At 46.6% G+C, this 14,023-nt stretch carries 13 protein-coding genes, 1 pseudogene and 1 CRISPR repeat array; of the genes and pseudogenes, 7 read left to right on the top strand and 7 right to left on the bottom strand.

Annotated features, from left to right (window positions below):
* The 3 genes and pseudogenes from IQ270_RS08225 to IQ270_RS31845 all read right to left on the bottom strand — a co-directional run.
* Window positions 1–1,824, bottom strand: a pseudogene (locus tag IQ270_RS08225) (hypothetical protein); the annotation flags it as partial.
* Window positions 1,825–1,973: 149 nt separating this feature from the next.
* On the bottom strand, window positions 1,974–2,558 hold the full coding sequence (locus tag IQ270_RS08220) for a Uma2 family endonuclease (RefSeq protein WP_193972740.1): 585 nt from the start codon (window positions 2,556–2,558) through the stop codon (window positions 1,974–1,976).
* A gap of 187 nt (window positions 2,559–2,745) precedes the next feature.
* Window positions 2,746–3,709: a CRISPR direct-repeat array (repeat unit 36 nt; unit sequence GTTTCAATCCCCGTGAGGGGAAGTGGTAAGTCAAAG).
* 453 nt (window positions 3,710–4,162) lie between these two features.
* Window positions 4,163–4,288 (bottom strand): hypothetical protein, encoded by a 126-nt coding sequence (locus IQ270_RS31845; protein WP_255532392.1) that lies wholly within the window; start codon window positions 4,286–4,288, stop codon window positions 4,163–4,165.
* Here IQ270_RS31845 and IQ270_RS08210 point away from each other — a divergent pair.
* From IQ270_RS08210 to IQ270_RS08200, 3 genes are read left to right on the top strand one after another with little or no spacing between them, the layout of a single operon-like run.
* A complete protein-coding gene (locus IQ270_RS08210) occupies window positions 4,280–4,504 on the top strand; it encodes a hypothetical protein (RefSeq protein ID WP_193972739.1) in 225 nt (74 codons plus the stop codon). The two genes, IQ270_RS31845 and IQ270_RS08210, sit on opposite strands and share 9 nt — an antisense overlap.
* Before the next feature lies 1 nt (window position 4,505).
* The gene (locus tag IQ270_RS08205; RefSeq protein ID WP_193972738.1) at window positions 4,506–4,727 is read left to right on the top strand and encodes a hypothetical protein; all 222 of its coding nucleotides are present in this window, start codon (window positions 4,506–4,508) and stop codon (window positions 4,725–4,727) included.
* Window positions 4,728–4,949, top strand: coding sequence for a hypothetical protein (locus IQ270_RS08200; protein ID WP_193972737.1), 222 nt, complete (start codon window positions 4,728–4,730; stop codon window positions 4,947–4,949).
* Window positions 4,950–4,978: 29 nt separating this feature from the next.
* Here the strand turns inward: IQ270_RS08200 and IQ270_RS08195 are convergent, their stop codons facing one another.
* The gene (locus IQ270_RS08195; RefSeq protein ID WP_193972736.1) at window positions 4,979–5,872 is read right to left on the bottom strand and encodes a hypothetical protein; all 894 of its coding nucleotides are present in this window, start codon (window positions 5,870–5,872) and stop codon (window positions 4,979–4,981) included.
* A gap of 317 nt (window positions 5,873–6,189) precedes the next feature.
* Between IQ270_RS08195 and cas1 the strand changes: the two genes are divergently transcribed.
* The 3 genes from cas1 to IQ270_RS08180 all read left to right on the top strand — a co-directional run bounded on the left by cas1 (window position 6,190) and on the right by IQ270_RS08180 (window position 8,283).
* On the top strand, window positions 6,190–7,236 hold the full coding sequence (cas1, locus tag IQ270_RS08190; protein ID WP_193972735.1) for a CRISPR-associated endonuclease Cas1: 1,047 nt from the start codon (window positions 6,190–6,192) through the stop codon (window positions 7,234–7,236).
* A gap of 24 nt (window positions 7,237–7,260) precedes the next feature.
* Window positions 7,261–7,539: a CRISPR-associated endonuclease Cas2 gene (gene cas2 / locus IQ270_RS08185; protein WP_193972734.1), complete on the top strand. Its 279-nt coding sequence runs from the start codon at window positions 7,261–7,263 to the stop codon at window positions 7,537–7,539.
* Window positions 7,540–8,064: 525 nt separating this feature from the next.
* A complete protein-coding gene (locus IQ270_RS08180; protein WP_339384381.1) occupies window positions 8,065–8,283 on the top strand; it encodes a hypothetical protein in 219 nt (72 codons plus the stop codon).
* A gap of 237 nt (window positions 8,284–8,520) precedes the next feature.
* On the opposite strand, the gene IQ270_RS08175 is transcribed toward IQ270_RS08180, so the two are convergent.
* From IQ270_RS08175 to IQ270_RS08165, 3 genes are all read right to left on the bottom strand, one after another.
* Window positions 8,521–9,186 carry an HAD family hydrolase gene (locus tag IQ270_RS08175; RefSeq protein WP_193972733.1) on the bottom strand — a complete coding sequence of 222 codons (666 nt, stop codon included), beginning with the start codon at window positions 9,184–9,186 and terminating at the stop codon, window positions 8,521–8,523.
* Window positions 9,187–9,403: 217 nt separating this feature from the next.
* Entirely contained in the window at window positions 9,404–9,616 is a 213-nt protein-coding gene (locus IQ270_RS08170; RefSeq protein ID WP_193972732.1) for an acetyltransferase, read from the bottom strand.
* Window positions 9,617–9,643: 27 nt separating this feature from the next.
* Window positions 9,644–10,810, bottom strand: a complete 1,167-nt coding sequence (locus IQ270_RS08165) for a zinc-dependent alcohol dehydrogenase (protein ID WP_193972731.1) — start codon at window positions 10,808–10,810, stop codon at window positions 9,644–9,646.
* Between the two features lie 518 nt (window positions 10,811–11,328).
* On the opposite strand from IQ270_RS08165, the gene mutS reads away from it, so the two are divergent.
* The gene (gene mutS / locus IQ270_RS08160; RefSeq protein WP_193972744.1) at window positions 11,329–13,956 is read left to right on the top strand and encodes a DNA mismatch repair protein MutS; all 2,628 of its coding nucleotides are present in this window, start codon (window positions 11,329–11,331) and stop codon (window positions 13,954–13,956) included.
* The last annotated feature ends 67 nt before the right edge of the window (window positions 13,957–14,023 follow it).

The following is a 14,023-nucleotide window of genomic DNA, read 5'->3' as shown; positions in this document are numbered from 1 at the left end:
ATTTACAGCTTCCTGAAATCGCTGACTTTTTTCATCGTTTAAACGAAACAGCAATTCCGCGACAGTTTCCGCCGCTTTATTAATCAACTCTTGGCTGACAGTTGCTAAAAGTCTGACAGCCACTTCCCAAACAATTTCGCTGTGGCGTTTCGGTGCAGAATTAGCCGCGACTAGCAAAGTCTCTTGAAAAGTATATCCGCTGCTAATCGCAATTTCCAACATCGGCAGCAAAACCGCAGCCGATTCCGCTTCTTTTCGGGAAATCGAGGCAAAAGCCACTGCCCGAAACGGCATGATTTTATGTTTGTTTAAAGCTCGCTGTGTGTGATAAAATTCAGTTAAATCCATCAAAGTTAGCAGTTGCCGAAAAATCGGCCAGATGTAGTAGCGCGAAAACTCGGATTCCGCAAACACCATCTCGCTTTTTAACTGATTTTTTGCAGCTTCTCCCGACTCCGTGGAATTCAGCCAGCGGGCTACTGTATATTCTAAAAAAGTTTGGTGAAAAAATCCGATCCGCTTGCCGCCGAAATCTTTTAAAACGCCTTCGCTTTTCAGAGAAGTATAAGCCTCAAATTCAGTTTCGCTAAATTCTAAATTGCTTTCATAGATAAAATCTCGCAGCCTTTCTCCAGAATTGCTGTAGATAATTTCTGCAATCTTCAAGCACAGTTTTTCCTTAGCAATCCTGACGCGCGGAGGCTGCAAATTGCTGCGTACAGCCGAAACTTTCCAATTCCAGTATTCCCCGTAGAGTTGGCTGACTGTCAAATCTTCCGGCACGTTTTCCAACTCTGTAAACAAGTCGCACAGTAAAGCCAGCAGTAACGGATTGCGGACGATTTCTTGCAGGGAAACGCTGTCGGTGGAAAGGGCTATAATCCGATCGGCAAAAGCTTCCCCATCCACCAGTAAATTTTCCCCTTTCCGCTTCACAAACTCTGCCGCCGCTTCCCTGACTTCCCCGTCACTGAAAGCGGTAATCCTGCATCCGTCTTGCACGCTTTCTCGGAAGCCGGCAAAACTTTCGTGATACGGTTCAAAAAAATTGCTGTAGTCGGTATCGCGGCAGGTAAAGGCAACGGTAGTCCCCGTTTCTAACAGTTGTTGCAAGGGGTTTCGCAACACGGGAACCAGGGGTTTTGTCAATACAATATCCAAAGTGTCGATCGCAATTGTGCCCCGCCCCCTTTCTGCGGTAAGCTGTTTGGCAACTTCCGCGATCGGCTGCCGTTTGCCGCTGACTTTTTCCCCGACTTCCAAAGCAAAGGTTTCCGCAGATTCGATTAAATCGTCGCACCGGATCAAAGCAATCCATCCCGTTTCTGCTGCTGCAATTTCAGCGCTGAGTTCGTCGTAAATAGTTCCCAGAATCGTGCTTTTGCCATAGCCCGCAGCGCCCAAAATCGGGATGACGCGCCGTTTGTTTTGCCAGATGCCCGATCGAATTTGTTTGAGGCATTTTTCCAACAGACTTTGGCGGCGGATCGGAGGTAAGATGTAAGGGTCGAGGGCTTTTCTAGCCCGATCGCCATTTTGTTTGACTATCTCTTGCAGGGACAAAATCTCCCCGCCGCCGCCCTTTTCTCTCTCTTCTTCCTCGCTTTCCGTCCCAAAAACGACATCTTCCCACTCCAATTTTAACGCTTCGCAAATCTCTACAAAATATTTGCGATCGACCCTTTTTCCCGTGAAAAAATTGTTGATAGTTTTTAAGGAAAATTTCAATTCTTTGGCAAACGCAACTTGCGACAAGCGCCTGCTTTCCAATTTCTGCTTGGCGAGTTTGATGCCGTTAATAGAAGCTGTTAGCGATCGCGACATAATCAAATTAATAGTAATTTTTACATTAAACCTTTTGATATCATGTCCGGTCAATCGATCATGATTCTTGTAGGGGCGGGTTCACCCTGATATTCAACACAAATCCCAAATCCAATAAACCCGCCCCGGCCGGATATGAATGCGCCAGACTAAATAGAAATTCCGCGCCTGAATTCCCGCGTCGCTTCCAAAGTTGAAGCCATCAGCAAACAGCGCGACAGCAAACTGATATCTAAATCCGGCAAAACAGCGCTTGCAGAAATTTTTTGATCACCCTCAACGCCCAAGCGATACATAGCAAACAAGCCATCTTCCCAAAACCACACTTCCGGCACTTCCAGGATTCGGTAACGGTTTAGTTTGCTTTCGTTGCCACTGCTAAACACTATTTCAATAAATAAATCTGGAGGAGAGTTTGCAGTTCTTCCCCTGCCGATATAATAGGATTCGTCAGCTTGTGCCGATGCTACACCTTCCTTTTCTTGAGTAAAGCTGCCGGTAGGTGCGAATTCAATCTCTTTTTCCAAGCAGTAGATGAACAAAAGTCCAGCAATTGTGCGGCTAAAAAACTCGTGGTCTTGCGAAACTGCCAATATTTCTATTTCGCCCCCCCAATAAAATAACCGAATACCCGGAGCGTTCGCAAACCCGGTTTCGATCGACTTAAATTCTTCCCAGCTAATCCCGGAATGAATTAGCCGTTGGTCTTTTGGTTTTAAGCGCGTCTGTGTCATGCCCCATCGCTCCTTTGTCTCATCAATTATATGCAAAACTCCGGCGATCGAGCTTCGGCAGAGGACACGGCAGTGGCGTTTCCCTACACAAGGGCGATCGGCTCATTTAATTTTTATTTGGCTATATCTATATATAACTATTTAGTTATAAAATTTAGCTCGTGGGTAATTTCTCAGGTTAAGAATAGTTTCAATCCCCGTGAGGGGAAGTGGTAAGTCAAAGGATCCACTTGAATTAGTAGCAACCGCAAAAAGTTTCAATCCCCGTGAGGGGAAGTGGTAAGTCAAAGCGGCGATCAAATAGAAAGGTACGATGACCAAGGAAACCCCGTTTCAATCCCCGTGAGGGGAAGTGGTAAGTCAAAGCAAGCCGTAGAATCCAATGGTGTCGACGGTTCTAGGTTTCAATCCCCGTGAGGGGAAGTGGTAAGTCAAAGTATTTTGTAATGGCTGGAGAAGGGAAGGTTGTTGGGGTAGAGTTTCAATCCCCGTGAGGGGAAGTGGTAAGTCAAAGATGTATATGCGTCAGAAGTCAGAAAGTGCCCAAAAGTTTCAATCCCCGTGAGGGGAAGTGGTAAGTCAAAGCGCAAGAAAGAGATGCCGCAACAGCAAGGCTTGAAGTTTCAATCCCCGTGAGGGGAAGTGGTAAGTCAAAGCGATGAATGCAATGGGACAGGATTGAGATAGTGTTTCAATCCCCGTGAGGGGAAGTGGTAAGTCAAAGATTGGGTAAGGAGGCTGTTCTATGCCACCGAACGTTTCAATCCCCGTGAGGGGAAGTGGTAAGTCAAAGTACGCATGAGTAGCCAAGAAAGCTTTGCCTATTAGTTTCAATCCCCGTGAGGGGAAGTGGTAAGTCAAAGTCTAAAACAGAGTATTTTTGGAAACTCTGTCGATAATGTTTCAATCCCCGTGAGGGGAAGTGGTAAGTCAAAGGAGTCAACTTATGGGCGGCGGAGAATTAGTCTCTGCAAAAGTTTCAATCCCCGTGAGGGGAAGTGGTAAGTCAAAGTCAAAACCGCACCCTGACCCGTATGGACGCATTGTTTCAATCCCCGTGAGGGGAAGTGGTAAGTCAAAGTTATTTGGGTGGGGGATATTCCTTACCCTCAATAGTTTCAATCCCCGTGAGGGGAAGTGGTAAGTCAAAGTGTCTTACTTTAAAACTCTTGTCGAATCAGGGATGCAAGTAGCCAAAATTGCTACCCCCCTTTTCGATCGCCAATAATCTAAATTTATTGAAAACTACGACCCTCTTAACAAGCCTCAAACCCTTACAGCGTAAGCGACCCGCTAGGGTCAACCAAACAATCGGGGTTTCAGCAATTTGGCGACCCTAGCAAATCCGGCTTTTTCAAGACCGAAAACTGAAACTCAGCTAGGTTGCCATAACACGAAAAATATTAATTTGTCAAGGTTCAGGTTGAACTTGATTTTTACCTGACAAATAAGATACCCGACTCCTAGATAACTGTCAAGCACCACAGAAAAAAAAGCCGCTGATGTCGATACAACAGCGGCTCAAACTCGATCTCTTAGTCCGCAAAGGCGGACTTTGTATGTGTAGACGCGGTTTCAACCGCCGAGTGACTCTACAAAACCCATTATTGATCCCACTTCATCGGTCGATAAACCTCTTGTTCCCCCGTCAAACAAGCGATATACTCCCAAACCTGCAACTCCAGACAGCGGTAATAATTCACCTTATATCCCGTATGCGGGTGCGTCACCTTAGTATTTGTGTGGTGCGCCGCTGGGTATTTGTGTGGTGCGTCGCTTTCAAAGCTTTGCGATTTGAGTTGCAGATTTTCCGGGGCGACGCACCCTACGGGTATTTGTGTGGTGCGTCGCTTTCAAAGCTTTGCGATTTGAGTTGCAGATTTTCCGGGGCGACGCACCCTACGGGTATTTGTAGGGTGCGTCGCTTTCAAAGCTTTGCGATTTGAGTTGCAGATTTTCCGGGGCGACGCACCCTACGGGTATTTGTGTGGTGCGTCGCTTTCAAAGCTTTGCGATTTTAGTTGCAGATTTTCCGGGGCGACGCACCCTACGGGTATTTGTGTGGTGCGTCGCTTTCAAAGCTTTGCGATTTTAGTTGCAGATTTTCCGGGGCGACGCACCCTACGGGTATTTGTGTGGTGCGTCGCTTTCAAAGCTTTGCGATTTTAGTTGCAGTTTTTCCGGGGCGACGCACCCTACGGGTATTTGTGTGGTGCGTCGCTTTCAAAGCTTTGCGATTTTAGTTGCAGATTTTCCGGGGCGACGCACCCTACGGGTATTTGTGTGGTGCGTCGCTTTCAAAGCTTTGCGATTTTAGTTGCAGATTTTCCGGGGCGACGCACCCTACGGGTATTTGTGTGGTGCGTCGCTTTCAAAGCTTTGCGATTTTAGTTGCAGATTTTCCGGGGCGACGCACCACACTACACATACAAAATCGGGTCAACATCAATAACTACCGGCTGCATATCCCCGGCCGACACCGGATTTCCTTCCCAATCCCGCTGCGAATCCATGTACTGCATTCGCCGTTTTGGGGGAATGCAAGCCATACCCAAAGCCACACTCATCATTTTTGTGCCGCCGGTAATATCGGCAACTATCACTTCATCTTTGTATCCCGAATCGCGGAAAATTTGCTCTGCCAGCCGCCACAATCCCTGATAATCGTAATCTCTGACTGATAATCCCTCCGAGTTAATATCCAGCCTTTTTCCGTAGAGAAACCGCAGGTATTGACTGAGAATTAGTGCCGAGTCTTCGGAACCTTTAACTTTTTTACCTTCCTTTGTCTCGTACCTTTCCGTGCTGATCAGCCAAATATCTCGCAGTTTTTCCTGTTTTGCATGAAATTCTACAGCTTTGATTTGGGGGAAAAGATTTGAATTCAACAAGTCAAGCCGATCGAAGTCTGCTTGAGTCAGTTTGTCTATCTCGCCGTTGATGACAGCTTCCATTAAAGGGGCGATCGTACTTTCATTTTTCAGTTCTGCTTTGCGGGGCGAATAGGGACTGAGTAACAGGATTAAACCTTTAGCCCCTGTAGGTGCTTCTTTGTCCACGGAGATTGCTAAATCGCTGTACAACCTTTGAACGCGGGCTTTGGCGCGGGCGCGATCGACCCGCCACCAGATAAAACCGAAAATTGCGATAACGGCGGCTCCCAATATAGTACCAGGCAGACTGCTGCCCGCTGCCGCTGTTACCAAGCTAATCGCCACTGTTAATACTATAAATCCTACATATTCTGGAGCTGTTTGGGGGGCGACAATATTTTCAATAGCTAATTTTTCTTTGGACGGAGGAAGTAAGCTCATAATTTTTGGGAAATTGGACGAATGTAATATATTTATCGCTTCACAAGCCGAAGAGTTCGTTCCCAAACAGGCTCTCCGGCCTGTTCCACAAAGAGTGAATTTTATTGTGAAACAGGCCGGAGAGCCTGTTAAGCGAGAATGATAACAACTGTCGATCGCACCCAATTTATCAAGACGCGCACCAAACACACGCAACACGCTTTGATACGGGGGCAGAAACACACTTACCCCCCTGCAAATATGGATTCTAACGACAGCCAAAGGTCAAATTTCTCCACCTTTGAACTGTTGGTGTTTCACTTCTTGCCAAAGAATCCATGATTACATTATACGCAACTGAGCCCGGTTCGATCGTGCATTTAGAGGGTTCTCGCTTTCAAGTCTTTTTCCTCGAAAAACTCTGCTGCGAAATGGCGGCAGTCAAAGTCAAACAAATCATCTTGTTTGACTGGTGCGACATCACTGCGCCGGCAATTAAATGTGCGATCGCCCGCGGCATTCCGGTAGGATTCATTGCCGACGGCGGGCGCTATGTGGCGCGATTGCACGATCAGCGAAAATGCCTGCACTCAAGCCGCCAGAAACAGTGCTTTGGCGATGCTGAATTTCAACTGGCGATGGTTGAAAGTTTGCTGCGAGCAAAACTGCACAATTCCCGCGTTTTGCTAATGCAATTAAACAGCCGCCGCCACCTCAAAATTGTTGGTAAAGCCGCTGACAGTCTCGCTTATTTGCTGGAAGCGCTGCCCTCCGCCACTACCAGGCAAGGATTCTGGCAATTTGAAGTTGCATCCGCCCGGATTTATTTTCAAGCATTCAGCTACCTGCTGCCGTTCGCGTTCAATTTCAAAGGGCGATCGGCTGATTTAGCGGGCGATCGAATTAACAGCTTGCTCAATCTAGGATACGCCTTATTGAGCCAAAACATTCACGCCTGCGTGCAAAATTTCGGGCTGAATCCCGACTTCGGCAACTTGCACCATACCTGTCAAAATCACACACCTTTAGTCTGCGATTTAATGGAGCAGTTCCGCGCGCCGCTCGTCGAAGCATTAGTCGCAGATTTAGTCAATCAAAATCGCATCGCTGTCGGAGATTTTTTTCCGCCAGACGAACGGGGAGGACTGTATTTACATCCCGAAGCGCTGCGAGAGTTCTTATTGCATTGGGAAACCAAGTTGCAGAGTTGCGCCGCGCATTTATATGCCGGACAAGTCAGTTACCGCCACTGTTTGGAATTGCAAGTCACAGAATATCTGGCTTGCGTCAAAGGTGAACAAGATGTTTATCGTTCCATGCTTTGGAAAGATGATTCGGCGGTTGAAACCGCCTCTTGTCAAACGAAGTCCGCCTCCGCAGACTGAAGAATCAAATCTACAGGTTGACTGATGTTTTACCTAATTTGCTACGACATCGCAGACGACAGGCGGCGGACGAAAGTTTCCAAGCTTTTAGAAGCTTTCGGAATGCGAGTGCAGAAATCAGTTTTTGAAGCAGTGCTGAATCAAAATCAGTACGATAAGCTGCAAACAAAACTGTCAAATCTGCTCGACGCAAAAGTAGACAAACTGCGTTTTTATCCTTTACCAGCCAACAGCCGCTACCAGGTAAAGATATTGGGAACAGAGCCGGAATTTGCGATCGACGATTCGGTTTTCATCGTCTAATCGCAATGTCAACTTAAGACAAAAACCCTCTGTATATCTCGCTTGTAGCCGAGTCTAGCTCCCCCTAAATCTCCCTTAAGAAGACCCACTTTGAGAAATGCTCTTGTCCCTCCCTTTTTAAGGGGGGTGCCAGGGTGATCGAGACTCGAGTACAACCCTAATTTAGACATGGTTTTCTACTTGTTACCAGTTATAGGGAATGAAAACAATCGGTAAAGGGGCAAGATTTCATGTCATGTCGAACCCCAAAATTTCAGCTTGCTTTCACCAAACAAGTCACCAAAAAACTGAATTTTCTTCCCCTCCCAGCCCGAAAGCAATACGAAAAAGCTTTCAAATTATTAGAGACAGAAGGGCCCAGCTATAGAAGTTTGAGAACCCACCGATACCAGCAAAAAACCGGAGATATTTGGGGGTCTTCTGCTTCAATGGCGTTGAGGTTCTACTGGGACTATAGGGCTGAGAGAGAGATTTTGGTAACTAATCTGACTTCCCATTAATTTTGCAAAACTAGGGAGAATTTCGATGGCGAATACCCCGCGAAAAATTGAAGAGCGAGAAGTGCGGTTAATTGCTCTTTACAGTCAGTGCAAATTAGGGATGACTCCTCATAAATTCTACAGAAAATGGGATGTGACTTACGAGCAAATGGCGGAAATTTGCGATCGATTTCGACAGTTAAAGGGTGGTTTAAAACAGGCCGCCACTACCGGCGCGCTACTCCGGCTGATTTGCAAAATTTAGCTTTGATGGATTTTTTGCTAGAGCATTTTGAGGAAATAGGCGATATTCTGTGGAACCTAGTATGTCGCGCAGAGCAATAAGTCAAGAGCATTTTGACCTGTTTTTACTCAAAAGTTCGCAGTAAAAACAAGTTTGTAGTTGCGCTTGAGCGTTAAAGAGGGCGCTGAAGTGCAACTACGAACTTAAGAACCAAAAGATGTCTCCTTAAATAGTTCTATTTCATCAACGCGGTATAAATTATTTTTTCCCCAAAATAGAATTGTCATAATCCGCCAACAAATCAGCAGGATCGTCATAAATAGCTAAAGCACCTCCTAGCGAAGCATCATCGAAACCTCCGCAGCGAAAAGCAATGACACCAACCCCGCACTTGCTTGCAGCTTCGATATCGTAAGGAGTATCAGCTAACATCACAACCTGACTCGCTTCCACCTGCAACTTGCTCAAAGCAGCTTCCACAATATCCGGTTCCGGCTTAGAAGCTTCCGCATCGCTAGATGTTGTCGCTTCGTCGAGCAAATCGTCTACCCGTGCTGCTTTGAGCAAACCCGAAAGTTCGTCGGCGGTAGCTGAAGTAGCAATAATTAGCCGCAGTTTTTGGTGCTGCATTTTTAACACCAATTCCCGCGAACCTGGTGCAGGATCGAGAGTAGATGAAAAGCGGTTAATAATCAATTCTTTGCGTCTCTGTGCAATCTTTTTCCCGTCGCCTTCTTCTTCAGAAAGTCCTGATACCATTTTGGGTATAACTTTGTCGCCGCCCATACCAATTAGCGGGCGAATTTTATCGAACGGCACGTCGTAGCCGAAAGCAGCAAATGCCTCTATCCAAGCTTGAGCGTGGGCATCATTACTGAGCACGAGAGTGCCGTCAACATCGAGCATTACTGCTTGCAATTTCATAGGTTACTTACTATTTTTGATAAAATTTATTTTTGTAAAACTTGGGTTGGCAGCAAAGACTTCAGTTTTTGAGTAATTAATTAGCAAAGCCACAACTAAAGTCCCCACTACCAACCAAAGGTTAGTAGTAAAAACTTTAGTTTTTTCTTGGGTTAGATCGTTCGGACTTCTGTCCTTAATTACTTAATTAGTCAATCTGGGACTGAAGTTCCTACTCCTAACCTTTAGTTTGATAATTTTCCTCAATCCAGCAGCGCGGCAGGACTTCACCGGAGGGAAAAACCAATTTACTCTTCTCAAAAGTAGTCGGCTCTTGCTCCTCTTGACCTGCTTGACTTTTGCCGCCCACCTCTGTTTTTGTAGGGCTGACTAAAGTCGCGATATCGATGATTTCTATCAAGTCGCCGGATTCTTTTTCTTGTAAAAGCATAGTTTCTCCTTGTGAAGTAATGGTGAGTTAGGGTTTGAGGACAACTTTGATGCAGTTGTCTTTTTTCTGTTTGAAAATTTCGTAAGCGTCGGGCGCTTCATCCAATTTCATGCGGTGCGTAATCACGAAGGTTGGGTCAATTTCACCTTTTTGAACGCGATCGAGCAAAGGTCGCAAATAGCGGTGAACGTGCGTCTGTCCCATTTTCACCGTCAAGCCTTTGTTGAACGCTGCACCTAGGGGTACTTTGTCAACAAAGCCGCCGTAAACGCCGGGAATTGACACTGTGCCACCTTTCCGACAGGCGAGGATGACTTGTCGCAGCGCTGTAGGCCGATCGCTCTCCAACCGAACTGCTTGCTTGGCTTTGTCGTACAAAGCGTCGAAACCGGTACCGTGGGCTTCCATTCCCACCGCGTCGATACAAGCGTCTGGGCCGCGTCCCCCGGTCATTTCGGTGACGGCTTCCCCCGCGTCCATTTCTTCGTAGTTGATGATTTCAGCCCCAGCCGCAGCCGCCATTTGCAAGCGTTCGGGCACTCGGTCGATCGCAATTACTCGATCGGCCCCCAACATAAACGCGCTTCTGATCGCAAATTGTCCGACAGGCCCGCATCCCCAAACAGCAACAGTATCCCCCGGTTGAATATTGCAGTTTTCGGCCGCCATGTAACCCGTCGGAAAGATATCAGTGAGGAACAATACTTGCTCATCAGAAAGTCCGTCAGGAATTTTCAAAGGGCCGACATCTGCAAATGGAACCCGCGCGTATTCTGCTTGACCTCCTGCATAGCCACCCGTCAAATGCGAGTAGCCAAACAGTCCCGCCGGCGAATGACCGTAGATTTTTTCAGCCAATCCTGCGTTGGGGTTGGAATTGTCGCACAGCGACCACAAATCCCGGTTGCAAAAGAAGCAACTGCCGCAAGAAATAGTAAAAGGAATAACAACGCGATCGCCCTTTTTCAAGTTCTTGACTTCGCTGCCTAGTTCGACTACTTCCCCCATGAATTCGTGACCCATGATGTCGCCAGATTGCATTGTCGGGATGAAGCCGTTGTAGAGGTGCAAATCTGAGCCGCAGATTGCTGTAGAAGTGATTTTAACTATGGCATCCCGCGGATTGATAATTGTTGGGTCTGGTACGTTATCAACTCGCACGTCATTTGCTCCGTGCCAGCAAAGAGCTTTCATTATTTAATTCTCCTCTAGTTAGTAGCCAATTTTGACTTCTCAATATTCAATTTACTTTGCTGCCACATCAATTTGATTCACGTTTTTATAATAACCAGATAAAACATAATTCTTCTCTACCTGAGGTATAATTTACAAATGGATCTTTTGGCTGTTTTAAATCATAAAAAATGTCTAGCTTAGCCAGAATAAGTGCCAGAAGCTTTAGGGTTCTTCTGTTAACAGTTAACAGCTCAGGGCGGGATAGCTGAGGTTGTTTTTGGCGATCGCCAGTCGCTGCTTTCTCAGATCGCGTCCGCTCGATCGACCCCAGGCGCGGCTCTCATGCTGCGGACTTCAGTCCGCAGCATGAGAGCGGACTTCAGTCCGCACTACTAACTATATAACTGGGCTGGCATCTTGAGAATCGCGCACCCTGCTTGAGGATGATTAATCGTCAAAAATTGTATCATTAGCTATAACTAAAAGCCGAGCTTGGGCTAAAGTTGTTAAAGATTAAAATTTATCGATCGCCTTTTATGCCTTACACTGCATCTACCCCAACAGACCCCCATCAAGCCAACATCCGCAATGCCGACCACCGCTTACTAGAATTCACCAAACTAACGCCGATGATGCAGCGGTATGTTGAAGTGAAAGAACAGTATCCCCACGCACTTTTGTTTTTTCGAGTCGGAGATTTCTTTGAGTGTTTTTTCCAAGATGCCGTGACGATATCGAGGGAATTAGAACTTGTTTGTACGAGCAAAGAAAGCGGCAAAGAAATTGGCAAAGTGCCGATGACTGGAGTGCCACACCACGCCCTCGAACGCTACAGTTCTCAGTTAGTAGAAAAAGGCTATGCTGTAGTAATTTGCGACCAAGTTGAAGATGCTTCTATCGCCGCCCGCGAAGGCCGCCAAGTCAAGCGCGAAATTACTCGCATTCTCACTCCCGGAACTTTGACAGATGACGGAATGCTCAAACCCAGACAAAATAACTTTTTAGCAGCAATCGTCATCGCAGGAGAACATTGGGGATTGGCTTATACAGATATTTCTACGGGAGAATTCGTAACTACCCAAGCCGAAAGTTTAGAACAATTAACCCTAGAATTGCTGCGCTTGCAACCTTCGGAAATTTTGATACCAACTAATGCGCCGGATTTGGTGACGATGTTGAGACCGGGAGAGAAATCTGAGCATTTACCCGATTGTTTGCCGAATTCGTTTTGCTATTCTTTGCGATCGCAAATTCCGTTTACTTTGTCCGAAGCAAAACAAAGAATTCTGCAAAAGTTCAAAGTGCGATCGCTCGAAGGTATGGGATGCGGTCACCTTTCCCTCGCAGTGCGCGCCGCCGGCGGTTTGCTGCAATATCTCGAAGAAACTCAAAAAGAAAAAGCAGTTGCTTTACAAAGATTGCACACTTATACTCTCACCGATTTTCTGATACTAGACTATCAAACCCGCCGCAATCTCGAAATTACTCAAACAGTCAGAGATGGAGTGTTTCACGGTTCGCTGCTGTGGGCTATAGACAAAACCAGCACCGCCATGGGAGGCCGCGCTTTGCGCCGCTGGGTGCTGCAACCTTTGCTCAACATTAAAGGCATTTGCGCCCGACACGACACGATTCAAGAATTAGTAGAAAACAATCCGCTGCGCCAAGACTTGCAGCAATTGCTGCGCCAAATTTATGACATCGAAAGACTGACCGGGCGCGCCGGTTCTGGAACCGCTAGCGCCAGAGATTTGGTCGCTTTAGCCGATTCTCTAGCAAAACTGCCGGAATTGGCTGTTATTGCAGCCCAAGGGATCTCGCCTTATTTGAGAACCCTACAAAATGTACCATCAATTGTCGAAGAATTGGCAGCGAAAATTCACGATTATTTAGTTGATGAACCCCCGATTCATTTAAAAGAAGGAGGTTTGATTCGAGCCGGAATCAATGCCATGCTTGATGAGATGCGCCAAACTGCATCCGCTGACCAAGATTGGATTGCAAATTTAGAGGCAAATGAACGGAAACGCACCGGAATTGCTAACTTGAAAGTTGGCTACAATAAAGCTTTCGGCTATTACATCAGCGTGACAAAATCGAAAGTAGACCAAGTGCCTAACGACTACACCCGTAAGCAAACTCTTACCAATGAAGAACGTTACAGCACTGAAGAATTAAAAGAAAGGGAAGTGCGAATTTTGACGGCGCGGGAAGATTTAAATCAGTTGGAATACGATATTTTTGCGAAAGTGCGATCGGAAATAGGAGAACACGCCGAAGTTATTCGCAATGTTTCCCGCGCGGTGGCGGCGGCCGATGTTTTGTGCGGTTTGGCAGAAGTAGCAGTTTACCAGAATTACTGCCGCCCGACTGTGGTAGAAAGTCGGGAAATTAAAATTGTTGAAGGTTGTCATCCGGTGGTGGAAAAGTCTTTACCGCCGGGATTTTTTGTCCCGAATTCGGCTTTTTTGGGTCGGGAAGCATCGCTAAACCGACCGGATTTAATTATTTTAACCGGGCCGAATGCTAGCGGAAAAAGCTGTTATTTGCGGCAAGTCGGTTTGATTCAGTTGATGGCGCAGATGGGGAGTTTTGTGCCGGCGAAAGCTGCGACTTTGGGAATTTGCGATCGCATTTTTACCCGCGTCGGTGCCGTGGATGATTTGGCAACCGGTCAATCTACATTTATGGTAGAAATGAACGAAACTGCAAATATTCTCAATCACGCGACACCGCAGTCATTGGTTTTGTTGGACGAAATTGGTAGGGGAACGGCGACGTTTGACGGACTTTCGATTGCTTGGTCTGTGGCAGAGTATTTAGCCAGCGAGATTCGGGCGCGGACGATTTTTGCTACTCACTATCACGAGTTAAATGAGTTAGCTTCTATTTTGGATAATGTTGCAAATTATCAGGTGACGGTGAAAGAATTGCCGGATCAAATTGTATTTTTGCACGAAGTTCAGCCAGGGGGCGCTGACAAGTCTTACGGTATTGAAGCGGGGAGGTTGGCTGGTTTGCCACCGTCGGTGATTGAGAGGGCGAGACAGGTGATGAAGCAGATAGAGAAACATAGCAAAATTGCGATCGGGCTGCGGAAGGGTGTTAAAAAAGATGGTAAAAAAGAGTCTGAGGGACAACAATTGGATATCTTTGAGGATTGAAATTGTCCCCAAAAAAGGTTCGTAGTTTGTAAATGCGTAGGGTGCGTCAGCTCGTCCAAATTTGTTA

The sequence above is a fragment of the Microcoleus sp. LEGE 07076 genome (assembly GCF_015207455.1).
Classification (GTDB): Bacteria; Cyanobacteriota; Cyanobacteriia; order Cyanobacteriales; family Microcoleaceae; genus Microcoleus.
The sequence above is the reverse complement of the archived record's forward strand: the minus strand, read 5'-3'. Positions and strand labels throughout refer to the sequence as shown.

Coding starts and splice junctions, on each gene's coding strand:
- mutS (WP_193972744.1), top strand. CDS start 11,329: ATGCCTTACACTGCATCTACCCCAACAGACCCCCATCAAGCCAACATC.
- IQ270_RS08220 (WP_193972740.1), bottom strand. CDS start 2,558: ATGACACAGACGCGCTTAAAACCAAAAGACCAACGGCTAATTCATTCC.
- IQ270_RS08170 (WP_193972732.1), bottom strand. CDS start 9,616: ATGCTTTTACAAGAAAAAGAATCCGGCGACTTGATAGAAATCATCGAT.
- cas2 (WP_193972734.1), top strand. CDS start 7,261: ATGTTTTACCTAATTTGCTACGACATCGCAGACGACAGGCGGCGGACG.
- IQ270_RS08165 (WP_193972731.1), bottom strand. CDS start 10,810: ATGAAAGCTCTTTGCTGGCACGGAGCAAATGACGTGCGAGTTGATAAC.
- IQ270_RS08195 (WP_193972736.1), bottom strand. CDS start 5,872: ATGAGCTTACTTCCTCCGTCCAAAGAAAAATTAGCTATTGAAAATATT.
- IQ270_RS08175 (WP_193972733.1), bottom strand. CDS start 9,186: ATGAAATTGCAAGCAGTAATGCTCGATGTTGACGGCACTCTCGTGCTC.
- IQ270_RS08180 (WP_339384381.1), top strand. CDS start 8,065: ATGGCGAATACCCCGCGAAAAATTGAAGAGCGAGAAGTGCGGTTAATT.
- cas1 (WP_193972735.1), top strand. CDS start 6,190: ATGATTACATTATACGCAACTGAGCCCGGTTCGATCGTGCATTTAGAG.